18 protein-coding genes are annotated in these 23,562 nt (G+C 72.5%); 6 read left to right on the forward strand and 12 right to left on the reverse strand.

Annotated elements, in window-relative coordinates:
- Positions 1-115: 115 nt before the first annotated feature.
- From whiA to AB0D94_RS13075, 6 genes are all read right to left on the reverse strand, one after another.
- On the reverse strand, positions 116-1,111 hold the full coding sequence (whiA, locus tag AB0D94_RS13050; RefSeq protein WP_030009075.1) for a DNA-binding protein WhiA: 996 nt from the start codon (positions 1,109-1,111) through the stop codon (positions 116-118).
- Positions 1,102-2,157 (reverse strand): uridine diphosphate-N-acetylglucosamine-binding protein YvcK, encoded by a 1,056-nt coding sequence (yvcK, locus tag AB0D94_RS13055; protein WP_362050168.1) that lies wholly within the window; start codon positions 2,155-2,157, stop codon positions 1,102-1,104. Before yvcK ends, whiA begins: the two co-directional genes overlap by 10 nt.
- Entirely contained in the window at positions 2,154-3,113 is a 960-nt protein-coding gene (gene rapZ, locus AB0D94_RS13060; RefSeq protein ID WP_362050171.1) for an RNase adapter RapZ, read from the reverse strand. Before rapZ ends, yvcK begins: the two co-directional genes overlap by 4 nt.
- A complete protein-coding gene (gene uvrC / locus AB0D94_RS13065; protein WP_362050174.1) occupies positions 3,110-5,113 on the reverse strand; it encodes an excinuclease ABC subunit UvrC in 2,004 nt (667 codons plus the stop codon). The genes rapZ and uvrC overlap by 4 nt, the downstream gene beginning before the upstream one ends.
- 1,143 nt (positions 5,114-6,256) lie before the next feature.
- Positions 6,257-7,081 (reverse strand): hypothetical protein, encoded by an 825-nt coding sequence (locus AB0D94_RS13070; RefSeq protein ID WP_362050357.1) that lies wholly within the window; start codon positions 7,079-7,081, stop codon positions 6,257-6,259.
- Between the two features lie 5 nt (positions 7,082-7,086).
- Positions 7,087-7,674: a papain-like cysteine protease family protein gene (locus AB0D94_RS13075; protein WP_362050177.1), complete on the reverse strand. Its 588-nt coding sequence runs from the start codon at positions 7,672-7,674 to the stop codon at positions 7,087-7,089.
- Positions 7,675-7,901: 227 nt separating this feature from the next.
- Between AB0D94_RS13075 and AB0D94_RS13080 the strand changes: the two genes are divergently transcribed.
- The gene (locus AB0D94_RS13080; RefSeq protein WP_362050180.1) at positions 7,902-8,849 is read left to right on the forward strand and encodes a hypothetical protein; all 948 of its coding nucleotides are present in this window, start codon (positions 7,902-7,904) and stop codon (positions 8,847-8,849) included.
- Between the two features lie 24 nt (positions 8,850-8,873).
- Here AB0D94_RS13080 and AB0D94_RS13085 read toward each other — a convergent pair whose 3' ends face one another.
- A complete protein-coding gene (locus AB0D94_RS13085) occupies positions 8,874-9,305 on the reverse strand; it encodes a Rieske (2Fe-2S) protein (protein ID WP_362050183.1) in 432 nt (143 codons plus the stop codon).
- A 97-nt stretch (positions 9,306-9,402) separates the two neighbouring features.
- On the opposite strand from AB0D94_RS13085, the gene AB0D94_RS13090 reads away from it, so the two are divergent.
- Entirely contained in the window at positions 9,403-10,290 is an 888-nt protein-coding gene (locus tag AB0D94_RS13090; RefSeq protein WP_362050186.1) for a carbohydrate kinase, read from the forward strand.
- 68 nt (positions 10,291-10,358) lie between these two features.
- Positions 10,359-11,009 carry an NAD(P)H-binding protein gene (locus AB0D94_RS13095; protein WP_362050189.1) on the forward strand — a complete coding sequence of 217 codons (651 nt, stop codon included), beginning with the start codon at positions 10,359-10,361 and terminating at the stop codon, positions 11,007-11,009.
- Positions 11,010-11,399: 390 nt separating this feature from the next.
- On the opposite strand, the gene uvrA is transcribed toward AB0D94_RS13095, so the two are convergent.
- Positions 11,400-14,402 carry an excinuclease ABC subunit UvrA gene (gene uvrA, locus AB0D94_RS13100; RefSeq protein WP_362050192.1) on the reverse strand — a complete coding sequence of 1,001 codons (3,003 nt, stop codon included), beginning with the start codon at positions 14,400-14,402 and terminating at the stop codon, positions 11,400-11,402.
- Positions 14,403-14,589: 187 nt separating this feature from the next.
- Here uvrA and AB0D94_RS13105 point away from each other — a divergent pair, with 187 nt between their 5' ends.
- From AB0D94_RS13105 to AB0D94_RS13115, 3 genes are all read left to right on the forward strand, one after another.
- Entirely contained in the window at positions 14,590-15,282 is a 693-nt protein-coding gene (locus tag AB0D94_RS13105) for a maleylpyruvate isomerase family mycothiol-dependent enzyme (RefSeq protein WP_362050195.1), read from the forward strand.
- Between the two features lie 25 nt (positions 15,283-15,307).
- Positions 15,308-15,964, forward strand: a complete 657-nt coding sequence (locus tag AB0D94_RS13110) for an MBL fold metallo-hydrolase (protein WP_362050198.1) — start codon at positions 15,308-15,310, stop codon at positions 15,962-15,964.
- 152 nt (positions 15,965-16,116) lie between these two features.
- Positions 16,117-17,451 (forward strand): MFS transporter, encoded by a 1,335-nt coding sequence (locus AB0D94_RS13115; RefSeq protein ID WP_362050360.1) that lies wholly within the window; start codon positions 16,117-16,119, stop codon positions 17,449-17,451.
- A gap of 28 nt (positions 17,452-17,479) precedes the next feature.
- Here the strand turns inward: AB0D94_RS13115 and AB0D94_RS13120 are convergent, their stop codons facing one another.
- The 4 genes from AB0D94_RS13120 to uvrB all read right to left on the reverse strand — a co-directional run bounded on the left by AB0D94_RS13120 (position 17,480) and on the right by uvrB (position 23,561).
- Complete coding sequence (locus AB0D94_RS13120; protein ID WP_362050201.1) at positions 17,480-18,463, reverse strand: TerC family protein; 984 nt, start codon at positions 18,461-18,463, stop codon at positions 17,480-17,482.
- Positions 18,464-18,734: 271 nt separating this feature from the next.
- Positions 18,735-20,693: a TerD family protein gene (locus AB0D94_RS13125; protein ID WP_362050204.1), complete on the reverse strand. Its 1,959-nt coding sequence runs from the start codon at positions 20,691-20,693 to the stop codon at positions 18,735-18,737.
- Positions 20,694-20,737: 44 nt separating this feature from the next.
- The gene (locus AB0D94_RS13130) at positions 20,738-21,316 is read right to left on the reverse strand and encodes a TerD family protein (protein WP_266937306.1); all 579 of its coding nucleotides are present in this window, start codon (positions 21,314-21,316) and stop codon (positions 20,738-20,740) included.
- 91 nt (positions 21,317-21,407) lie between these two features.
- Entirely contained in the window at positions 21,408-23,561 is a 2,154-nt protein-coding gene (gene uvrB / locus AB0D94_RS13135) for an excinuclease ABC subunit UvrB (RefSeq protein WP_362050209.1), read from the reverse strand.
- Position 23,562: the final 1 nt, after the last annotated feature.

A 23,562-nucleotide genomic window follows, 5' to 3' on the forward strand; every position in this document is an offset into this window, starting at 1 on the left:
GCCAGGCTCACGACCAGCCCATGCTCATGTCAATGGGCCCTCCGGGTGATACAGCCGGAAAGAGGCCCGTGCGGGTGAGCGCGCGGGCCTCTTCTTCGCCGTACGGGGGAACCGGTCAGCCGGCCATGTTGTCGGCCATTTCCTCGCTGAGGTCGAGGTTCGACTCGGTGCCCGGGATGCCGAGGTCCTGGGCCCGCTTGTCGGCCATCGCCAGCAGGCGGCGGATCCGGCCCGCGACCGCGTCCTTGGTCAGCGGCGGGTCGGCGAGCGCGCCCAGCTCCTCCAGGGAGGCCTGCTTGTGCTCCATGCGCAGCCGTCCGGCCGCGGCGAGGTGCTCGGGGACCTCCTCGCCGAGGATCTCCAGCGCGCGCTGTACGCGGGCCCCCGCGGCCACCGCGGCCCGCGCCGAGCGGCGCAGGTTGGCGTCGTCGAAGTTGGCGAGGCGGTTGGCCGTGGCGCGCACCTCGCGCCGCATCCGCCGCTCCTCCCAGGCCAGCACCGACTCGTGGGCGCCGAGGCGGGTCAGCAGGGCGCCGATGGCGTCCCCGTCGCGGACCACGACCCGGTCCACCCCGCGCACCTCGCGCGCCTTGGCGGCGATGGAGAGCCGGCGGGCGGCGCCGACCAGGGCAAGAGCCGCCTCCGGGCCGGGGCAGGTGACCTCCAGGGAGGAGGACCTGCCCGGTTCGGTGAGCGAGCCGTGGGCCAGGAAGGCACCGCGCCAGGCCGCCTCGGCGTCGCAGGTGGCCCCGGAGACCACCTGCGGGGGCAGACCCCGGATGGGGCGGCCGCGGCCGTCCACGAGGCCCGTCTGGCGGGCCAGCTGGTCGCCGCCGGCCACCACCCGTACGACGTAGCGGCTGCCGCGGCGCAGTCCGCCCGGGGCCATGACCACGAGGTCGGAGGAGTGGCCGAAGATCTCCAGGATGTCCTTGCGCAGGCGCCGGGCGGCGATCCCGGTGTCCAGCTCCGCCTCGATGACGATGCGGCCGCTCACCAGGTGGAGGCCGCCCGCGAACCGAAGGATCGCCGAGACCTCCGCCTTCCTGCAGCAGGTCCGGGTGACGGGAAGGCGCGAGATCTCATCCTTCACCGCGGGCGTCATCGCCATGGGCCGATCCTTCCATGCATCCGAAAAATACGGTCGTACGCGGCTGCAAGCAGCTCCGGATCATGCTTCGGAGAGCCGTCTTCCCTGGCCACCGGCGCCAGCTCGACCGCGGCACCGAACCGTTTTGCGGCATCGGCGAGGGACTCGCGGTCGGGCACGGCGGCCTGGTCGGCCAACACCACGTCCAGGGCGAGTTTAGGGGCGTGTCGGGCCAAAACCTCCAAATGACGCTGCGGAGAGAAGCCCTCTGTTTCCCCGGGCTGCGGTGCGAGGTTCAGCGAGAGGACCCGGCGGGCCTTCGTCTCGATCAGCGCGTCGAGCAGTTCCGGCACCAGCAGGTGCGGGATGACGGAGGAGAACCAGGACCCCGGTCCGAGCACCACCCAGTCGGCGTCCAGGACCGCCGCGACGGCCTCCGGCACGGCCGGCGGGTCGCTGGGCACGACCTGTACGGAGAGCACCTCGCCCGGGGTCAGGGCCACCGTGGCCTGCCCGCGGACGGTGTCCACGTCCTGCGGGCGGGCCGGATCGTGGCCCTTGACCAGCGCCTGCAGCTCCAGCGGCACCGCCGACATCGGCAGTACCCGGCCCTGCGCCCCGAGCAGCTTGCCGACCAGGTCCAGGGCCTGGACGGGGTCGCCGAGCTGTTCCCACAGGGCGACGATCAGCAGGTTGCCCACGGCGTGCCCGTGCAGGTCGCCCTGGGACTGGAAGCGGTGCTGGATCACCCGGGCCCAGGTCTGGCCCCAGTCGTCGTCCCCGCACAGCGCGGCCAGCGCCTTGCGCAGGTCGCCGGGCGGCAGCACGCCGAGCTCCTCCCGGAGCCGGCCGCTGGAGCCGCCGTCGTCGGCGACGGTGACCACGGCGGTGAGGTCACCGGTGATGCGGCGCAGGGCGGCGAGGGAGGCCGACAGGCCCTGGCCGCCGCCGAGCGCGACCACCTTGGGCGTGGCGCCGCGCCGGCGGCCGGGGCGGCCCGCGCCGTCCTCGCCCCGTCCCGGGGTGAGGCGGCGCAGGCGGCTCAGCCGCGGGGTCCGTGGGGTCACTCGCGCCCCATGTCCCGGTGGACGACGACGGTCTCGACTCCCTCGGAGGCGAGGCGGGCGGCGAGCTTCTCGGACATGGCCACGCTGCGGTGCTTGCCGCCCGTGCAGCCGACCGCGATGGTCACGTACCGCTTGCCCTCGCGGCGGTAGCCGGTGGCGATGAGCTGGAGCAGCTCGGTGTACCGGTCGAGGAACTCCTTGGCGCCGGGCTGGCTGAAGACGTACCCCGACACCTCCTCGTTGAGCCCGGTGAAGGGGCGCAGTTCCGGGACCCAGTGCGGGTTGGGGATGAAGCGGCAGTCGACGACGAGGTCGGCGTCGACGGGCAGGCCGTACTTGTAGCCGAAGGACATGACGGTGGCCCGCAGCTCGGGCTCCTCGTCACCGGCGAACTGGGCGTCCATCTTGGCGCGCAGCTCGTGCACGTTCAGGCTGGAGGTGTCGATCACCAGGTCGGCGTCGCCGCGCAGCTCGCGCAGCAGGTCGCGCTCGGCGGCGATGCCGTCGGTGATGCGCCCGTCGCCCTGGAGCGGGTGCGGGCGGCGGACCGACTCGAAGCGGCGCACCAGCGCGTCGTCGGAGGACTCCAGGAAGACGATGCGCCGGGTGACGCCGCGGCTGTCGAGGTCGGCGAGGGACTCCCGCAGGGCGTCGAAGAACTGGCGGCCGCGGACGTCGACGACGACGGCGATCCGCGCCACGTTGCCCTGCGAGCGGGCGCCGAGCTCCACCATGGTGGGGATCAGCGCCGGCGGGAGGTTGTCGACGACGAACCAGCCGAGGTCCTCCAGACACTTGGCCGCCGTACTGCGGCCGGCCCCGGACATACCGGAGATGATCACCAGCTCGGGGATGGCCGCCTCGGCGGTATCGCCGGGCTCCGCTGTCGTGCCCGTACTCACCTGTGCTCCGTCTCGGTCGTGCTCGGTCGTGCGATCGGACTCGTGCTCGGTCATTGCTCGGTCCCCCGTTCGGACGATGCTCCCGCTGGCGCGGGGGTCTCATCCTCAATGATCTCTCCTGTGGCCGTGTTGACGGCAGGGCCGGCGGGAACCGCCTGGGCGAGGGCCGCGGCCACGGTCTCGGCCGTCTTGCGGCCTATGCCCGGGACCTCGCAGATCTGGTCGATTGTCGCCTGTCTCAGCTTCTTCACCGAACCGAAGTGCTTCACCAAGGCCTGTTTGCGGCTCTCCCCGAGACCCGGCACCTCGTCCAGCGGGCCGGACTTCAGGCGCTTGCCCCGCTTGTTGCGCTGGTACTGGATGGCGAAACGGTGGGCTTCGTCACGCACCCGCTGGAGCAGGTAGAGGCCCTCGCTGGTACGGGGCAGCACGACCGGGTCGTCCTCGCCGGGCAGCCAGACCTCCTCCAGTCGCTTGGCCAGGCCGCACACGGCGACGTCGTCGATGCCGAGCTCCTCCAGGGCCCGCTTGGCGGCGGCGACCTGCGGCTGCCCGCCGTCGACCACGACGAGCTGCGGCGGGTACGCGAAGCGCCTCGGCCGCCCGTCGTCCTCGGGCGCGTCGCCCTCCTCCGCCTCCCATTCGCCGGTCTTCAGCTTCTCCTGGAGGTAGCGGCGGAAGCGCCGGGAGACCACCTCGTGCATGGAGCGGACGTCGTCCTGCCCCTCGAAGGATTTGATCTGGAAGCGCCGGTACTCGCCCTTGCGGGCGAGACCGTCCTCGAACACGACCATCGAGGCGACCACGTCGTCGCCCTGGAGGTGGGAGATGTCGAAGCACTCGATGCGCAGCGGGGCGCCGTCCAGCTCCAGGGCCTCGGCGATCTCCTCCAGGGCGCGGGAGCGGGTGGTCAGGTCGCTGGCGCGCTTGGTCTTGTGCAGGGCGAGCGACTGCTGCGCGTTGCGGTGGACCGTCTCCATGAGGGCCTTCTTGTCGCCGCGCTGCGGGATGCGCAGGCTGACCTGGGACCCGCGGCGCTCGGCCAGCCACTGGTTCAGCGCGGGCGTGTCCTCCGGGAGCGCCGGGACCAGCACCTCCTTGGGGACGGCCTCGCCCTTCTCCTCCCCGTAGAGCTGCTGGAGCGCGTGCTCGACGAGCCCGGCCGTGTCCACGGCCTCGACCTTGTCGGTGACCCAGCCGCGCTGGCCGCGGACCCGGCCGCCGCGGACGTGGAAGATCTGCACGGCGGCCTCCAGCTCGTCCTCGGCGACCGCGATCAGGTCGGCGTCGGTGGCGTCGGCGAGGACGACGGCGTTCTTCTCCATGGCCCGGCGCAGCGCCCCTATGTCGTCGCGCAGCCGGGCGGCCTTCTCGTACTCCATCTCCTCGGCCGCCTCCTGCATCTCCCTCTCCAGCCGGGAGAGGTAGGTGCCGGTGCGGCCGGCCATGAAGTCGCAGAAGTCCTCGGCCAGTTCGCGGTGCTCCTCGGGGGTGACCCGGCCGATGCAGGGCGCGGAGCACTTGCCGATGTAGCCGAGCAGGCAGGGGCGGCCGATCTGCGCGGAGCGCTTGAACACCCCGGCGGAGCAGGTGCGCACCGGGAACACCCGGAGCATCAGGTCGACGGTCTCGCGGATGGCCCAGGCGTGCCCGTACGGACCGAAGTAGCGCACGCCCTTCTTCTTCGGGCCGCGCATGACCTGGACGCGGGGGTACTCCTCGTTCATGGTGACGGCGAGGGAGGGATAGCTCTTGTCGTCGCGGTACTTGACGTTGAACCGGGGGTCGTACTCCTTGATCCAGGAGTACTCCAGCTGGAGCGCCTCGACCTCGGTGGACACCACGGTCCACTCGACGGACGCGGCCGTGGTCACCATCGTGGCGGTACGGGGGTGCAGTCCGGCGACGTCCTGGAAGTAACTGGCCAGGCGCTGGCGCAGGCTCTTGGCCTTCCCGACGTAGATCACCCGGCGGTGCTCGTCGCGGAATCGGTAGACCCCCGGTGAGTCGGGGATCTGTCCCGGCTTGGGGCGGTAGCTGGAAGGGTCGGCCATGCCAACCACCCTACTTGCGCCCGCCGACAACGAACCGTACCCGTCGCCTCCCGGCGGGGGTCGCGGGCCTCCCGCCACCCGTCACCTCCCGGCGGGGCCGCGGGTGTCGCGCCACACGTCACTCCCGGCGGGGGTCGCGGGCCTCCCGCCACCCGCCACCTCCCGGCGGGGGGCGCGGGTGTCCCGCCGCACGTCACTCCCGGCGGGGGTCGCGGGCCTCCCGCCACCCGTCACCTCCCGGCGGGGCCGCGGGTGTCCCGCCGCACGTCACTCCCGGCGGGGGTCGCGGGCCTCCCGCCACCCGTCACCTCCCGGCGGGGGGCGCGGGTGTCCCGCCGCACGTCACCTCCCGGCAGGGGCCGCGCGTCTCCCGCCAGCCGTCACCTCCCGGCGGCGGCAACGCGTCTCCCGCCACCCGCCACCTCCCGGCGGGGGCCACGCGTCTCCCGCCACCCGTCACTGGCGGGGGTCGCAACGGTCCCGCCGCCCATCACCTCCCGGCGGGGGTCGCAAGTGTCCCGCCGCCCATCCCCTCCCGGGGGCCGCGGGCCTCCCGCCACCCGTCACCTCACGGCGGGGGGGTCGCAGGTGTCCCGCCACCCGTCACCTCCCGGCGGGGCCTCGATATTCCGCTGCGCGTAGCCTCGGCGGGGCCGGGGTGTTCCGCTGCGCGGGGCTTGCCCCACCCCGCCCTTCCCCCGTTCCCCGGGCTCCGCCCGGACCCGCGCCTCAAACGCCGGCGAGGCTGAATTCGGCTCCTGCGGCCGGACCTGCGCGCAGCACCTTCCTCCCGCCCCGCCCCGCCCCGCCACGGCACTTCCCGCCCCGCGGGGCATTTCCAGCCCCGCCCGCGTTTGAGGCGCGGGTCCGGGCGGAGCCCCGATCTTCAGCCCCGCCGGCGATTGAGGCGCAGGGGCCCGGGGCAGAGCCCCACGCTCCAGCCCCACCGGCGATTGAGGCGCAGGGCCGCGGGCCGGAGCCCCACCCTCCAGCCCCGCCGGCGATTGAGGCGCGGGGGTCCGGGGCGGAGCCCCTGGCAGCGGCGGGGCGGGGGGCGACGGACCGCAGGGCCCGGCCCCTGGCGGGAGCCGGGCCCTGCAGGCGGGCAGGCGGGCAGGCGGGCAGGCGGGCAGGCGGGCAGGGCTAGGCGGCGGCGCGCCGCCGGCGCAGCAGCAGCACCCCCGCACCGCCCAGCGCGAGCGCCCCGGCCGAGCCGGCCACCAGCCCCACCGGAGCCGCGGAGTCACCCGCACCCGGCACAGGAACAGGCACAGGCACGGGCGCCGCCGCCGGCTCGGCGAAGCCCCCCGCCACGCCCCGCCGGGCATACGCGGAGCCGGGGAGCTTGTCCCCGTACGCCTCGGTCACGCGGACCCGGTACGCGTCGAGGGTGGTGCCCCCGGCGCCCACGGCCCGCTCCGCGTCCTCGTCCAGCGGCAGCACCCGGCTGCCCCCGGCCACGTACCAGGCGTCGATCTGGGGCTCCCGGAACACGGTCCCGCCCGGCAGCTTCGCGGCGCCGAGCTGCGCGTAGCGGAACTCGTCGTCGCCCGTGGCGATGTTCACGACCTGCCAGCCGGACCCGGTCCGTGCGGTCCACAGCGCGGCCTGCTGCCCGTCGGACGAGACCGCCTTGCTGGCGAGGAACTCCAGGCGGGCGACGGACGCCCCCTCCTTGCCCGCGACGAAGTCCGGGGAGAGGTGGTGCACCGGGATCGCCTCGCCCTCGATACGGGGCTGCGCGCCGGTCAGGGTGACCTTGCCCTCCCGGGCGAAGAAGCGGGACAGCGTGGCGAGGGTGTCGGGGGCCGCTGCCGCCGCGGCGGCGGCCTCCCTGGCCTCGGCGGTGGCGGCCTGGGGCTGCGGCACGGGGTCCGCGGAGACGGCGGCGGCCTGCGGGGCCAGGCCGAGCAGGACGACGGCGGCGAGCACCGCGGCAGCGGCGGTGGCGGTGGCGCGCGGGGCCATGGCGGTCACGCCCCTATCCGGTAGAGGGAGTGGGTCCAGGAGAAGGTGCTGTTGTTCACGTACCAGGCGTGCGAGGCCCAGTTGTAGCGGTCGCTGGAGGGCCATGGGTCGCCCCAGTAGACCCAGCTGTTGGCGGTGTCGTAGCCGTAGATGACGTGCATGTGGCCGCCGCCGTTGGACCACTGGATGCGGGTCTCGACCGGCCGGTCGGCGTTGATCTCGGTCTGGACGGTGGAGTACTGGAGCCAGCCGTTCACGTAGGAGCCGGAGTTGATGCCCGCCCAGCGCAGCCCGGTCTGGACGTTTCCTAGGGTGGCCTGGTTGTTGGGGCAGTCGTAGCCCTGCTGGCGGTTGAAGGCGGCGTTGCAGAACTGGTTCTGGGTGTAGTTCCGGCCGAACCACGTGGCGATCGTGTTGCCGCCGGCGGCCCAGCACCAGTTGGTCTTCTGCTGCGCCTGCATGGTGATGTTCAGGCGTTTGGTGGCGAGGGCCGCTGCAGGGGTGTCGGCGGTGGCGGTGCCGGCGGTGGACAGGGCCATGAGCAGGGCGGTGAGGAAGGCGGCCAGGGAAAGCCGCCGGTTTCGGTTGCGCATCGCGTTCCTCCCGTGGGGGGAGTGGGGATGGAGGAGCGCGTCCGGACGCTGTGGAGGAGCATCAGGGTGTTGTCGCGATCAGGTCAACACGCTTCAATACGCTGTGACATTGCGCTGTGAACGGTGGGGCTGCGGTGTGAACGGTGGCTGTGGATTCACCTGGTCCTCCCGGCCCCTGGCGCGATCCCCCCGCCGCGGCGCATGTGAACGTTCACAGAGGAGTCGCCATGGCGCCGACCGGGGAAACGGCGGGTACGGCAGGTAAGGCCGAAACCAGCCGACTGCTGCGCGAGGGCCCCTTCCACCTGGCCCTGCGGGCCGCCCTGGCCGCACGCGGGCTGCCCCTGCACCGGATACAGCACCGGCTCGCGGCACGCGGCATCAAGGTCGGGGTCACCAGCCTCAGTTACTGGCAGCAGGGCGCCCGGCGGCCCCGCCACAAGGAGTCCCTCCGGGCCGTTCGCGCCCTGGAGCAGATCCTCGAACTGCCGGACGGGACCCTCCTGCGCCTCCTGGGCCCCGGTTCCCCCTCGGAACCCGCCCGGCCGGCCGCCCGCTCGTACCGGACGCTGGTGAGCGCGGGCGCGGCGGTGGAGCGGATGCTGGAGGCGATGGACCTCCCGCCGGACGGGGGGCTGCACTCGGTCGGCCACCACGAGCGGGTCCGCATCGGGCCCGCCGGCGAGCTCTCCGGCCGCGATTCGCAGCAGATCGTACGGGCCCACCGCGACGGCGTGGACCGCTACCTCGCCGTCCACCACGGCGACCCGGGCTGCGACCCGTCCCGGGTGGAGGTGACGGCGTACGAGAACTGCCGCACGGGCCGTGTGCGGTGGCACCCGGAGTCGGGGCTGGTGGTCGCGGAGCTGCTCTTCGACGCCCGGCTGCGACGCGGCGACACGTACGTCTTCGGCTACGGGATCGAGGACGGTACGGGAGCCCGCAGCACCGAGTACGTGCGCGGCTTCAGCTACGCGGGCGGCCAGTACATGCTCCAGGTGCGCTTCGACGAGGCCGCGCTGCCCGTGCGCTGCCTGCGCTTCGCCCGCACCGGGCCCGGGGCCCCGCGCACCGGCCTCGCGGACCTGACGCCGAGCGGGCGGCACCGGGCGGTGCACCTCGTGGAGCGGGAGGTGCGGCGCGGGCTGCTCGGGATCGCCTGGGACTGGGCCTGACCTGCGGCAGCGCGGCAGCGGGGGTCAGCCCGCGACGAGCTTGCCGCCCGTGGCGGTGACCGGGACGGCGGGCAGCGGGTCGGTGGCCGGGCCGCGCAGGACCTTGCCGGTGTTCACGTCGAAGCGGCTGCCGTGGCAGGGGCAGTTGCCCTCGCCTTCGACGATCTTGTCCAGGACGCAGCCGGCGTGCGTGCACTGGGCGCTGAACGCCTTGTACTGGCCTTCCGCCGGGCAGCTGACGATCAGCTTCTGCTCCCGGTAGAGCTTGGTCCCGCCGACCGGCACGTCGGCGGCTGCCCCCAGCTCCACCGGGGCGGTGGGCGTCGCGGGGGTGTTCCCGCCGCTGTTGGTCGCGGTCGAGCAGGCCGTGAGAGCCGCTCCGGCGCCGGCTGCTCCCGCGAGCGCGGCGGCGCCCCGCAGGACGGTACGGCGGGCGGGGGACGGCGACGCGGACATGGAAGTCTCCTGGAGGAACGGTGTCGACGGGCGGGGCACGGTGCACCCGACGATACCGCCGCCCGATTCCGCCGCCCGATGGGGTAACTTCCCCCGCGTGATCGTCGTCGGTGGAGAAGCCCTGATCGACCTCGTCCCCGTGGCGCGGCCGCCCGGCGCGCTGCTGCCGCGGCCCGGCGGCGGACCCTACAACACCGCGCTGGCGCTGGGGCGCCTCGGCGCGGAGGTGGCCTTCTGCTCCAGGGTCTCGGCGGACGGTTTCGGCGAGACCCTGCTGGCCGGGCTGCGGGCGGCCGGGGTGGACCTGTCGCTGGTCCAGCGCGGGCCGGAGCCGACCACCCTCGCCGTGCCCTCGCTGGGCCCGGACGGCTCGGCCTCGTACGGCTTCTACGTCGAGGGCACCGCGGACCGGCTGTTCACCCTGCCCCCCGCCCTCCCGGAGGGCGTACGGGCCCTCGCGCTCGGCACCTGCTCCCTGGTCCTGGAGCCGGGCGCGAGCGCGTACGGGGCCCTGCTGCGCCGGGAGTCGCGGCGCGGGCTGCTGACCTTGCTGGACCCCAACATCCGGCCCGCGCTGATCGCGGACCCCGCGGCGTACCGGGCGGGGTTCCTGAGCCGGCTGCTGCCGTACACGACCGTCCTGAAGCTGTCGGAGGAGGACGCCCGGTGGCTGGGCGGCCGGCCCTCGGACTGGCTGGCGGCGGGACCGTCGGCGGTGGTGCTGACCCGCGGCGCGGCGGGCCTGACGGTGTGGACCCGCGAGGGCGCGGAGCACACGGCAGCGGCCCGCGAGGTCGCCGTGGCCGACACGATCGGGGCGGGAGACACCGTCAACGCGGCCCTGCTGCACCGGCTTTCGGCCGCACCCGGCGGCCCGGTGGACTGGCCGGACGTGCTGGCGTACGCGGCGCACGCGGCGGCCCTGACCTGTAGCAGGCCGGGGGCGGAGCCGCCGTACGCGGCCGAGCTGACGGACGAGATCTGAAACGGCCTGTGGACCGGCATCGAGCCGGAGCCGTCCGCGGCTCCGGCCGCTCCGGAGAGGATGGCGCCATGAAACTCACGGTATTCGGGGCCACGGGCGGCGTGGGCCGGGAGGTCGTCCGGCAGGCGCTGGCCGCCGGGCACGAGGTGACGGCCGTCGTCCGCGACCCGGCCCGGCTGGCCGTGGCGCCGCACGACCGGCTCCAGGTGGCGGTGGTGGCCGACCTGACGGACGCGGACGCGCTCGTACCGGTGGTGGAGGGGCGGTCGGCGGTGGTCTCGGCCCTCGGCTCGGCCAACAACAAGCAGGCCAAGGCGGCCCCGGTCACCGGCCCGGCGCTCCGGGGCATCCTCGCGGCGATGGAGCGGACGGGCGTGACCCGGCTGACGGCCGTCAGCGCGGCCCCGGTCGGCCCGGACGTGCCGAGCGACGGGATCTTCACGCGTGCGGTGTTCCTCCCCGTCCTGCGGCGGGTCCTGCGGGACCTGTACGCGGACCTGGCGGTGATGGAAGCGGCCATCGCCGCCAGCCGCACGCAGTGGACGGTGATCCGCCCGCCCCGCCTGCTGAACCGGCCCGGCACGGGCACCTACCGCCGCGTCATCGGCGGCAACGTCCCCGGCGGCCGGTTCATCCCCCGCGCGGACGTGGCCCACGCCCTCCTGGCCACCCTGACCGACCCCACGACGACCGGCCACGCGGTGGGCATCGCGACCTGAAGATCCAGCCCCGCCGACATCCCAGGCGCGGGGACGATCCAGCCCCGCCGGCGTCCCAGGCCCGGGGACAATCCAGCCCCGCCGACGTCCAGGCCCGGGGACAATCCAGCCCCGCCGACGTCCAGGCCCGGGGACAATCCAGCCCCGCCGACATCCAGGCCCGGGGACAATCCAGCCCCGCCGACATCCAGGCCCGGGACAATCCAGGCCCGTCGACGTCCAGGCCCGGGGGACAATCCAGGCCCGCCGACGTTTGAGGCGCGGGGACGATCCAGCCCCGCCGGCGTTTGAGGCGCGGGGGTCCGGGGGCAGAGCCCCCGGCAGCGGCGCCGCGGACGCGAAAGGGGCCCGGCCACAGGCCGGACCCCACCGCCGAGCACAGCGCAGCGACTACGCCTTGCGGGCCCGCGTCGTCTTCTTCGCCGGCGCAGCCTTCTTCGCCGCACCGGCCGTACTGGCCGCACCGGCCGCACCGGCCGCACCGGCAGCCCGCTTGGCCGGGGCCTTCTTGACCGCGGCCCGCACCACAGGCGCCCCCGCGTCCGAGACCCGGTCCGCCCCCAGGATGTCCCTCAGGAACTTGCCGGTGTGGCTCGCCCCCACCGAGGCGATCTGCTCCGGCGTGCCCTCGGCCACGACCAGACCGCCGCCGTACCCGCCCTCCGGGCCCATGTCGATGACCCAGTCCGCGGTCTTGACGACGTCCAGGTTGTGCTCGATGACGATCACCGAGTTCCCCTTGTCCACCAGCCCCGACAGCACCTTGATCAGCTTCGAGATGTCCTCGAAGTGCAGACCGGTCGTCGGCTCGTCCAGGACGTACACCGTCCGCCCCGTCGAACGCTTCTGGAGCTCGGAGGCCAGCTTCACGCGCTGCGCCTCACCGCCCGACAGCGTCGGCGCGGACTGGCCGAGGCGGACGTAGCCCAGCCCCACCTCGTTCAGCGTCTTCAGGTGGCGCGAGATCGTCGGCACCGCCTCGAAGAAGTGCAGTGCCTCCTCGATCGGCATGTTGAGGACTTCCGCGATGGACTTGCCCTTGTAGTGGACCTCCAGGGTCTCCCGGTTGTACCGGTCGCCGTGGCAGACCTCGCAGGGGACGTAGACGTCCGGCAGGAAGTTCATCTCGATCTTGATCGTGCCGTCGCCGGAGCAGTTCTCGCACCGGCCGCCCTTCACGTTGAAGGAGAAGCGGCCCGGCAGGTAGCCGCGCACCTTCGCCTCCATGGTCTCCGCGAAGAGCTTGCGCACGTGGTCGAAGACGCCGGTGTACGTGGCCGGGTTGGACCGCGGCGTCCGGCCGATCGGCGACTGGTCGACATGCACGACCTTGTCGACGAGGTCGTCCCCGTCCACCCGGGTGTGGCGGCCCGGCACCGAGCGGGCGCCGTTCAGCTCGCGCGCCAGGTGCGTGTAGAGGATGTCGTTGACCAGGGTGGACTTGCCCGAGCCGGACACACCGGTGACCGCCGTGAGCACGCCCAGCGGGAAGGACACGTCGATGTCCCGCAGGTTGTTCTCCTTGGCGCCGTGGACGGTCAGCCTCCGCTCGCCGTTCACGGGCCGGCGTACGTCCGGGATCGCGATGGACCGCTTGCCCGACAGGTACTGCCCGGTCATCGACTCGGGGTTCTTCAGCAGCTCCTTCAGCGAGCCGCTGTGCACCACCTTGCCGCCGTGCTCGCCCGCGCCCGGGCCGATGTCCACGACCCAGTCGGCCACCTTGATGGTGTCCTCGTCGTGCTCGACCACGATGAGCGTGTTGCCCATGTCCCGCAGCCGCACCAGCGTCTCGATCAGCCGGTGGTTGTCCCGCTGGTGCAGGCCGATGGAGGGCTCGTCCAGGACGTAGAGCACGCCCACCAGGCCGGAACCGATCTGTGTGGCGAGGCGGATGCGCTGGGCCTCGCCGCCCGACAGGGTGCCGGCGGCCCGGTTGAGCGAGAGGTAGTCCAGGCCGACGTCCACGAGGAAGCGCAGCCGCTCGTTGACCTCCTTGAGTACCCGCTCGGCGATCTTCTTGTCGCGGGCGTCCAGGCGCATCCGCCCCAGGAAGTCCGCGCACTCGCTGATCGACATGGCGGCCACCTCGGCGATGGACTTCTCCATCACCGTCACCGCGAGCACGATCGGCTTGAGCCGGGTCCCGTCACAGGTCGGGCAGGGCACCTCGCGCATGTAGCCCTCGAAGCGCTCACGGCTGGCGTCGCTCTCCGACTCCGCGTGCCGCCGCTTGACGAAGGGCACGGCGCCCTCGAAGGCCGTCGTGTAGGCCCGCTCCCGCCCGTACCGGTTGCGGTAGCGGACCTCGATCTGCGTCTTGTGCCCGTACAGCAGGGCCTTCTTCGCGCGCAGCGGGAGCCCGGCCCACGCGATGTCCGTCCGGAAGCCCAGTTCCTCGGCGAGCGCGCCGACCAGCCGCTGGAAGTAGTCCTTGGTGTGGCCGAGCGACCACGGCGAGACGGCCCCCTCGTCCAGGGACTTCTCCTCGTCCGGAATGATCAGCTCCGGGTCCACCTCCATCCGCGTGCCGATGCCCGTGCACTCCGGGCAGGCGCCGAAGGGGGAGTTGAAGGAGAAGGAGCGCGGCTCCAGCTCCTCGAAGGACAGGTCGTCGTACGGGCAGTAGAGGTGCTCGGAGTACATCCGCTCGCGCTCGGGGTCGTCCTCCGCGAGGTCGACGAAGTCCAGGATGACCATGCCGCCGGACAGGCCGAGGGCGGTCTCCACGGAGTCGGTGAGCCGGCGCTTGGCGCTCTCCTTGACGGTGAGGCGGTCGATGACCACCTCGATGGTGTGCTTCTCCTGCTTCTTCAGCGTGGGCGGCTCGGAGAGCTGGATGGTCTCCCCGTCCACCCGCGCCCGGCTGTAGCCCTTGGTCTGCAGGTCGGCGAAGAGGTCGACGAACTCGCCCTTGCGCTCGCGCACCAGCGGCGAGAGCACCTGGAAGCGGCTGCCCTCGGGGAGCGCGAGCACCTTGTCGACGATCGCCTGCGGCGACTGGCGCGAGATGGGGCGCCGGCACTCGGGACAGTGCGGCTTGCCGATGCGGGCGAACAGGAGGCGCAGGTAGTCGTAGACCTCGGTGATGGTGCCCACGGTCGAGCGCGGGTTGCGCGAGGTCGACTTCTGGTCGATCGAGACGGCCGGGGAGAGGCCCTCGATGAAGTCGACGTCGGGCTTGTCCATCTGCCCGAGGAACTGGCGGGCGTACGACGAGAGCGACTCGACGTAGCGGCGCTGACCCTCGGCGAAGATCGTGTCGAAGGCCAGGGAGGACTTGCCCGACCCGGAGAGTCCGGTGAAGACGATGAGTGAGTCGCGGGGCAGGTCGAGCGAGACGTTCTTCAGGTTGTGCTCGCGAGCGCCACGAACGATGAGACGGTCGGTCACGCCGGTCCGCACCTTTCTTGAGAGAGCGGGGGCACGGGCCCCCGTCCCAGGGTATGGGGGGCACCTCTGCGATGGACTTGGTCCTTGGACTTCCGAGCGTATAGCACGCACATTCGATTTACGGCACTCCGCAGACCGCATCACCCGATCGTGTGGCCGCGGGCCACGAGCCACTAGGCTCGAGTTCATGACTGATCATGTGCACGACCTGCGATCTGTACGTGAAGCCACGGACCGACTGCTGACCGCTGTCGCGAAACTGGACAACGCGGCCCTCGCCGAGGAGTCACATCTCCCCGGCTGGAGCCGCGGCCACATCCTGGCCCACCTCGCACGCAACGCGGACGCTCTCGTGAACGTCTTCGAGGGACGCCCGATGTACGAGAGCGCCTCCGCGCGCGACGCGGACATCGCACGCGACGCCGGCCGGCCCCTGGAAGAACACCTGACGGACCTCCGTGATTCCGCGGCCCGCTTCCTCGCCACCACCGAGCCCGCCCAGGACTGGTCCCGCACGGTCGAGCTGCGCAACGGCGTCACCGACCTCGCCGCCAACGTGCCCTTCCGCCGCTGGGTCGAGGTCGAGCTGCACCACGTCGACCTGAACATCGGCTACGAGCTCCACGACCTCCCCGACGAGTTCACCGACCGGGAGATCGCCTTCCTCGCCGACCGCTGGTCCGGCCGTCCGGAGGTGCCGCCGGTGACCCTGCGGGCCATGCCCGGCGAGGTCTGGCACACCGGCGGCACGGAGGGCACCCCGGTGGTCCTCGAAGGCCCCAAGGACGAGCTGCTCGGCTGGCTGGCCGGGCGCGACCTCCGGGGCGCCCACCTCGCCGTCGTGGCCGGCGACGGCCTGCCCGAACTCCCCCCTCTGTAGGAACACGCACCTCTAGGATCGACACATGACGTACAGCGGAGCGGTCAAGGTCGGCGGTCCGGCCGACGTGCACGAACTCGCGGACCTGATGATTTCCAAGGTCGCGGTGGGCTCGATGAACAACAACGCGTACCTGCTGCGCTGCCGGGCCACCGGCAAGCAGCTCCTGATCGACGCGGCGGCGGACGCGGACGCGCTGCTGAGCCTGATCGGCGACGACGGCATCGAGTCCGTCGTCACCACCCACCGGCACGGCGACCACTGGGGCGCGCTCCAGAGCGTGGTCGAGGCCACCGGCGCCACCACCTACGCGGGCGCCTACGACGCCGAGGGCATCCCCGTTCCGACCGAGGTCCCGGTCGCGGACGGGGACACCGTGCGCGTCGGACGGGTCGAGCTGACCGCGCGGCACCTGGTCGGCCACACCCCCGGCTCGATCGCCCTGATCTACGACGACCCGCACGGGCACCCGCACGTGTTCACCGGCGACTGCCTCTTCCCGGGCGGCGTCGGCAACACCTGGGGCGACCCGAAGGCCTTCGCGCAGCTGATCGACGACGTGCAGCACAAGCTCTTCGAGCAGCTGCCGGACGAGACCTGGGTCTACCCGGGACACGGCAACGACACCACCCTCGGCGCCGAGCGGCCGCACCTGGCCGAATGGCGCGAGCGCGGCTGGTAGACGGCCCGCGCGTCAACTTCGGTACGCGGTGCACTCCTTCCGGTCGATGATGACCGAACGCACGTCCTGAGGGCCGGGGAAGGGGTATTTGCTGCTCCATGCAACAAGACCCCTCCCCGGCCCCGACCCCGTCCGGCACCGCCGGGCCCGGAATGCTGCGGCTCGCCTCGGCCTCGCTCGCCGGGACCGCCATCGAGTTCTACGACTTCTTCGTCTACGGCACGGCCGCCGCCCTCGTGCTCGGCCCGCTCTTCTTCCCCTCCTTCTCCCCGCTCGCCGGGACCCTCGCCGCTTTCGGCACCTTCGGCGTCGGTTTCCTCGCCCGCCCCCTGGGCTCGGCCGTGTTCGGCCACATCGGCGACCGCTACGGGCGGCGCCCGGTGCTGCTGGGCTCCCTGCTGCTCACCGGCCTCGCCACGGTGGCCGTCGGCTGCGTGCCGACGTACGCCTCGATCGGCGTGGCCGCGCCCGTCCTGCTGCTCCTGCTGCGCTTCCTGCAAGGGCTCGGCCTCGGCGGCGAGTGGGGCGGGGCGGTGCTGCTGACCGCCGAGCACGCCCCCGAGCGGCGGCGCGGGCTGTGGTCGAGCTTCCCGCAGATCGGCCCGTCGGTGGGCTTCCTGCTGGCCAACGGCATGGTCCTGGCCCTGTCGGCGACCCTGACCGACGCCCAGTTCACCTCCTGGGGCTGGCGGGTGCCGTTCTGGGCGGCCGGGCTGCTGGCGCTCGCCGGCCTGTGGCTGCGCCGGTCGGTGGAGGAGACCCCGCAGTTCCGCGCGCTCGCCGCGAGCGGCCGGCGGTCGCAGGCCCCGCTGGCGGAGGTGGTGCGCGGCCACTGGCGGCTGCTCCTGCTGACCGGCGGGGCGCTCGCCGTGGGCTACGCCGTCTTCTACGCGGTCACCACCTGGTCCCTCGCGTACGCCACCGAGCACCTCGGGGTGGGCCGCACGGTGATGCTGTCCTGCATCATGGGCGCGGTCGCGCTGAAGGGGCTGGTGACTCCGCTGGTGGCGCTTCTGGGCGACCGCTACGGGCGGCGGCCGCTGTGCCTGGCCGGCTGCGCGGCCTGCGCCCTGTGGATGTTCCCGCTGGTGGCGCTGCTGGGCACGGCCGACCCGCTGCTGATGACGCTGGGCTTCGTGGGTGCGCTGCTGGGCATGGTGACGATGTTCGCGGTCGTGGGTGCGTACCTGCCGGAGCTGTACGCCCCGCGGATCCGCTGCACGGGCGCCGCCGTCGGCTACAACCTCGGCGGCGTACTGGGCGGGGCGCTGACCCCGATCGTGGCGACGGCGCTGGCGGACGGCTCCGGAAGGCCGTGGGGCGTGGCGGTGTACCTGACCGCGATCGCGCTGCTCAGCCTGGGCTGCTTCGCGCTGCTGCCGGAGACGAACCCGGTGATCGTCCGGCAGCGGTCGGGCAAGGACGCGGGTGGCGGTACGGGCGCGGGCGCGGAAACGGGGGCGGCCGAAGCGGCCGCCCCCGCGTAGGGTCCCGGGGCTCCGGGGCCCGGTCCGCTCAGGCGTCGATGCTCTCCGGGCGGGCGGCGGCCTCGGCCGCCGCCTGCTTCTTCGAGGCGATCAGGCTGGTGATCGTGGTGATCACCAGGACGCCGCAGATGACGCCGAGGGAGACCGGGATCGAGATCACCGGGACGTGCACCCCGGACTCGTGCAGGGCGTGCAGCACCAGCTTGACGCCGATGAAGCCGAGGATGACCGAGAGGCCGTAGCTGAGGTGGACCAGCTTCTTGAGCAGGCCGCCGATGAGGAAGTACAGCTGGCGCAGACCCATCAGCGCGAAGGCGTTGGCGGTGAAGACGATGTACGGGTCCTGGGTGAGGCCGAAGATCGCGGGGATCGAGTCCAGGGCGAACAGCACGTCGGTGGTGCCGATGGCGAGCATGACGACCATCAGCGGGGTCAGGACGCGCTTGCCGTTGCTCTGGATGAAGAGCTTGGTGCCGTGGTACTTGTCGGCGACGCCGAACTTCTTCTCGACGGACTTGAGGAGGCGGTTCTCCTCGAACTCCTCGTCGTCCTCGTCCTTGCGGGCCTCCTGGATCAGCTTCCAGGCGGTGTAGATCAGGAACGCGCCGAAGATGTAGAAGACCCAGGAGAAGCTGGCGATGATCGCCGCGCCGGCGGCGATGAAGATCGCCCGCAGTACCAGGGCGATGAGCACGCCCACGAGCAGGACGCGCTGCTGGAGGTGCGAGGGCACCGCGAACTTCGCCATGATCAGGACGAAGACGAAGAGGTTGTCGACGCTCAGGGACTTCTCGGTGATGAAGCCGGCGAAGAACTCCTGGGAGGCCTGGCCGTTGCCGAAGAACCACAGGCCGAGGCCGAAGAGTCCGGCGAGGACGATCCAGACGATCGTCCAGGTGCCCGCTTCCTTGATCGAAACGTCGTGAGGTTTGCGGCCGATGAAGAAATCGGCGCCGATGAGGAGGGACAGACCGAGAATGGTCAGCGCCCACAGGGTCCAGGAAACTTCCACGGTAAACACGCCTCCGGCGGATGGCTCAGCACTTCGTCAGCGTCATCGCTGCCGGAGGTCTCTTCCACCCGGGCGGCCTGGAGGCCGCGGGCCGACGCCCCGGGACCGGCTGCGCGCTCAGATGGCCGCAGTGGTCCGTATTGACGGGCACGCCGTAGCAGGAAAGCAGGAATACTCCCCTCCGCGCTCCACAGCCTACCCGGCGGAGGCGTAAAAGGTAAAGGGAGTACCAAGGACTGGTCAGCGGCAGGTCATCCACCTGCCGCTGACGTCACGGGCGGGCGCTCCGCCGGGCCTCCGCGATCCGGTCCAGTGCCTGGTCGAGGACCCGGCTGCCCTGCGGAGGCAGGTCCGGTTCGAAGGTCCAGGCGTGGCCGACCCAGGGGTCGGCGAGGTGGTTGTCCGGGACCGGCGACAGCCGCATCAGCGAACGCCACAGCGGGTCCAGGAGCGGCCCGTAGGCGGAGGCCTCGTCGCGGTCCGCGACCATCAGCAGGTGCACGCCGACCGCCGAACCCTCGTCGGCGAGGTAGCGCAGCTGGGTGACCGCGCGGTCGTCGAAACCGTGCGGGAAGTCGTGCACGATCAGCAGCTGCTCGGCCGTGTCCACGTCCGGCGGCAGGTCCTCGGGGGCACCGGCCCGCAGCGCCATCTGCACGAGGTCCACCCGGCGGGTCAGCCCCGCCAGGGTCTGGGTGACCCCCGCGGCTCCGGCGGCGGGCGGCGCGGCCAGCACCCCGGCGCGCACCAGGGGCGCGAGGGAGGCGGCGCCGGCGCCGGCCGCGTCGATGACGTGGACGGAGAACCGGTCGCCGGGGTGGACCGCGAGCAGCCGCACGGCGTGCGCGACGGCCATGTCCATGGCGGCCCGGCGCAGCCGGTCGGTGTCCATGGCCATCGCGGCCTCGGAGCCGGTGCGGCCGTTGTCGATCCAGAGCCCGCGCTCCAGCGGGACCCGGACCAGCATGGGGATGCGCAGGGCGGGCTGCTCGGGCAGGTGCAGGTCGCCCAGGCGCAGGGCCAGCGGGCCCTCCTCGGGCACCCGGTGGCCGTGCCAGACGGGGTTGTCCCAGCGGGCGTACGAGGCCGGCAGCGCGGGCTCGACCACCCCGCACTCGGCGGCCAGCTGGGCGAGGTCCCGGTCGAGGACGGTCCTGGCCTGGGCGACGAGCTCCTCGCGGCGGGCCCGCGCGGTGTCGCGGGCGGCGTTGCCGGAGCCGCCGAGGCGGTGGCGCGGGTCGGACAGGGCCTCGTCGAGCTCGCGGTCCATGCGGGAGTCGGCGAACTCGACGGCGCTGCGGTAGGCGGCGACGCTGCGGGCCATGTCCTCGAACATGCCCCACACCTGGTTGTAGAGCCGCTCCTCCATGGACCAGCCGCTGGCGTCCCCGGCGACGGGGAGCGGGGGCTGCCCGGGCTGCGGCGCCGGTGCGGGCCGCGGCGCGGGCTCGGGCGGCTCGGTGCTGGCGCGACGGCGGCGCGGGTGGGCGTAGCTGATGGTGGGCGGGGAGCCGTCGGCCGGCGGGCCCGCGGTGTCACCGCCGGGGGCGGGGCCCGGCGTGCCGGCGTAGGGGGTTCCGGACACCGGGACCTGGTGCGGCGGCTCGGGCGCGGGCTCCTGCGGGGTGCGCAGATCCCGTGTCAGTGACGGGAGCGGGGCGAGCGAGCGCTCGCCCCCGCCGGTCCCCGCGGCCGTCCGCAGGGCCGCGGCGGCCAGCGAGGTGGCCTCGGCCGGGGCCATGCCGCCGTCGGCGAGCAGGGCGCCGAGGCCGTCCGCGTACCCCTGGCCGACGGCCCGGACCTTCCAGGCGCCCTGGCGCCGGTAGAGCTCCAGGGCGACCACGGCGGTCTCGGCTTCCAGCCCGGTGAGGGTGAAGCCGGCGATCTCGGTCCCGGCCCCGTCCGCCACGGCGACGTAGGAGGCGGGGACCGCTCCGAAGCGGACCGGGCCGCCGGGCGGCAGGACGAGGAGCACGCCGACCCGGTGGACGTCGGCGGTGACGGCGTCGAGATCGACGGCGAAGGCGTGCCGTTCGGCGGCCTCCCCCGGCACCTGGATGCCGGGGAGGGAGCGGGCGCCCGGGTGGGCCAGTACCTCGGCGCCGGAGAACCGGCCCTGTTCGTCGGCGAGCGAGGCCAGGGCGAGCACGGCTGTGCCCGCCGAGACCCTCACCTCCACCCGGCTGTGGGACACGGGGTGGTTCTGCCCCCGGACCAGTTCGGCCGTCATCGTGCAGCCCCTCCCCCGTGCCTTCTTCTTTTCTTCCGTACGTCCTACAGGTGCGGCAGGATCGACGGCATCAGGTCCTGGAACGTCCGGCCGTTGGCCGGGTTGCCGAGGGCCGTCATCTGCCAGCCCGCGCCCGCGCGGGACACCTTCGCCATGATCTGCGCGGTGTACTGGCCGCCGCCGTCGAGGGTGTAGCGGGCCAGTTCCTGGCCGTTGGTCTCGTCGACGATGCGGCAGAACGCGTTCTGCACTTCCTGGAAGGTCTGCCCGGTGAAGGAGTTCACCGTGAAGACGATCTGGTCGATGTGCACCGGGACGCGCTGGAGGTCCACGAGGATCGCCTCGTCGTCCCCGCCCTGGCCGACGCCGCCGACGAGGTTGTCGCCGGTGTGCCGGACCGAGCCGTCGTCACTCTGCAGGTGCCGGAAGAAGACGACGTCCACGGGCTGCTTGTCGGCGAAGAGTACCGCCGAGGCGTCCAGGTCGATCTCCCGGGTCCGCGAACCGAACAGACCGCGGCGCTTCGCCGCCTGCCAGCCGAGGCCCATCCGGACCGCGGTCAGCGTACCCCCGTCCGCCTTCTGCAGACTGATGGCCTGACCCTTGGTCATGTTGACCGTCACGTGCTGTCCCCTCTCCATAGCCCGCCCCGTTCGACGGCGCGGCGCAGCATGTACCTGCGGCTGTGGCACAACCCTACTGACAGGCTCCCGGTCAGGCGAGGCCCGCTTCCTTCATCTGCCGCAGCTCCTTCTTCAGCTCGCTCACCTCGTCGCGGATCCGGGCCGCCACCTCGAACTGCAACTCGGCGGCCGCACCGCGCATGCGCTCCGTCATCTGCTCGATGAGCGAGGCCAGTTCCGCGGCGGGCCGGTCGGTGAGGACCGCCCCGGCCTGCGCCCCCTTGGCGCCCTTGGCGGCCTTGCCCGCCTTGGCCGCGGTCGCCTTGCCGCCGAGCGCGGGCACCGGCGCCTTGGCGCCCTTGCCGTCCGCCGCCTGCCGGTAGCCGGTGCCGAGGAGCTCCTCGGTGTCGAGCTCCTCGCGGGCGATGGTGGCGACGATGTCGTTGATCTTCTTGCGCAGCGGCTGCGGGTCGATCCCGTTGGCCGTGTTGTAGGCGACCTGCTTCTCCCGGCGGCGGTTGGTCTCGTCGATCGCCTGCGCCATCGCCGGGGTGATGCTGTCCGCGTACATGTGGACCTGGCCCGATACGTTGCGCGCCGCGCGGCCGATGGTCTGGATCAGGGAGGTCCCGGAGCGCAGGAAGCCCTGCTTGTCGGCGTCGAGGATCGCCACCAGGGACACCTCGGGCAGGTCGAGGCCCTCGCGCAGCAGGTTGATGCCGACCAGGACGTCGTACTCGCCGGACCGGAGCTCGCGCAGCAGCTCGATGCGGCGCAGGGTGTCCACGTCGCTGTGCAGGTAGCGGACCTGGATGCCGAGCTCCAGGAAGTAGTCCGTGAGGTCCTCGGCCATCTTCTTGGTGAGGGTGGTGACCAGGACGCGCTCGTCCTTCTCCACCCGCTGCCGGATCTCGTGGACCAGGTCGTCGATCTGGCCCTCGGTGGGCTTGACCACGACCTCGGGGTCGATGAGCCCGGTGGGGCGGATGATCTGCTCGACGAAGCCGTCGCCGCGCGAGAGCTCGTACTTGCCGGGGGTCGCCGACAGGTAGACGGTCTGGCCGATCCGCTCCTGGAACTCTTCCCACTTCAGCGGCCGGTTGTCGAGCGCGGACGGCAGCCGGAAGCCGTGGTCGACCAGGGTCCGCTTGCGCGAGGCGTCGCCCTCGTACATCGCGCCGATCTGCGGCACGGTGACGTGCGACTCGTCGATGACGAGGAGGAAGTCCTCGGGGAAGTAGTCGATGAGCGTGTTGGGCGCGGAGCCGCGCTCGCGGTCGTCCATGTGCAGCGAGTAGTTCTCGATGCCGGAGCAGGACCCGATCTGACGCATCATCTCCAGGTCGTACGTGGTGCGCATGCGCAGCCGCTGCGCCTCCAGCATCTTGCCCTGCTTCTCCAGCTCGTCGAGGCGCTCGGCCAGCTCGGCCTCGATCCCGCGGACCGCCTTCTCCATGCGCTCGGGCCCGGCGACGTAGTGGCTGGCGGGGAAGACGTACAGCTCGCGGTCCTCGCTGATGACCTCGCCGGTCAGCGGGTGCAGGGTGGAGAGGGCCTCGATCTCGTCGCCGAACATCTCGATGCGGACGGCCAGTTCCTCGTAGACCGGGAAGATCTCGATGGTGTCGCCGCGCACCCGGAAGGTGCCGCGGGTGAAGGCCACGTCGTTGCGCGTGTACTGGATGTCGACGAAGCGGCGCAGCAGCTGGTCCCGGTCGGTCTCCTCGCCGACCTTGAGGGAGACCATCCGGTCCACGTACTCCTGCGGGGTGCCGAGGCCGTAGATGCAGGACACGGAGGCGACGACGATCACGTCGCGGCGGGTCAGCAGCGAGTTCGTCGCGGAGTGGCGCAGCCGCTCCACCTCCTCGTTGATCGAGGAGTCCTTCTCGATGTAGGTGTCCGACTGCGGTACGTAGGCCTCGGGCTGGTAGTAGTCGTAGTACGAGACGAAGTACTCGACGGCGTTGTTCGGCAGGAGCTCGCGGAACTCGTTCGCCAGCTGGGCGGCGAGGGTCTTGTTCGGCGCCATGACCAGGGTGGGGCGCTGGAGCTTCTCGATCATCCAGGCGGTGGTCGCCGACTTGCCGGTGCCGGTCGCACCCAGCAGGACGACATCCTTCTCACCTGCACGGATGCGCTTCTCCAGCTCGGCGATGGCCGCCGGCTGGTCGCCGCTGGGCTGGTAGGAGCTGACGACCTCGAAAGGCGCCACCGTGCGTTCGATCTTCGATACGGGCCGCATG

Origin of the sequence: Streptomyces sp. NPDC048255, assembly GCF_040652415.1 — a bacterium.
Taxonomy (GTDB): Bacteria; Actinomycetota; Actinomycetes; order Streptomycetales; family Streptomycetaceae; genus Streptomyces.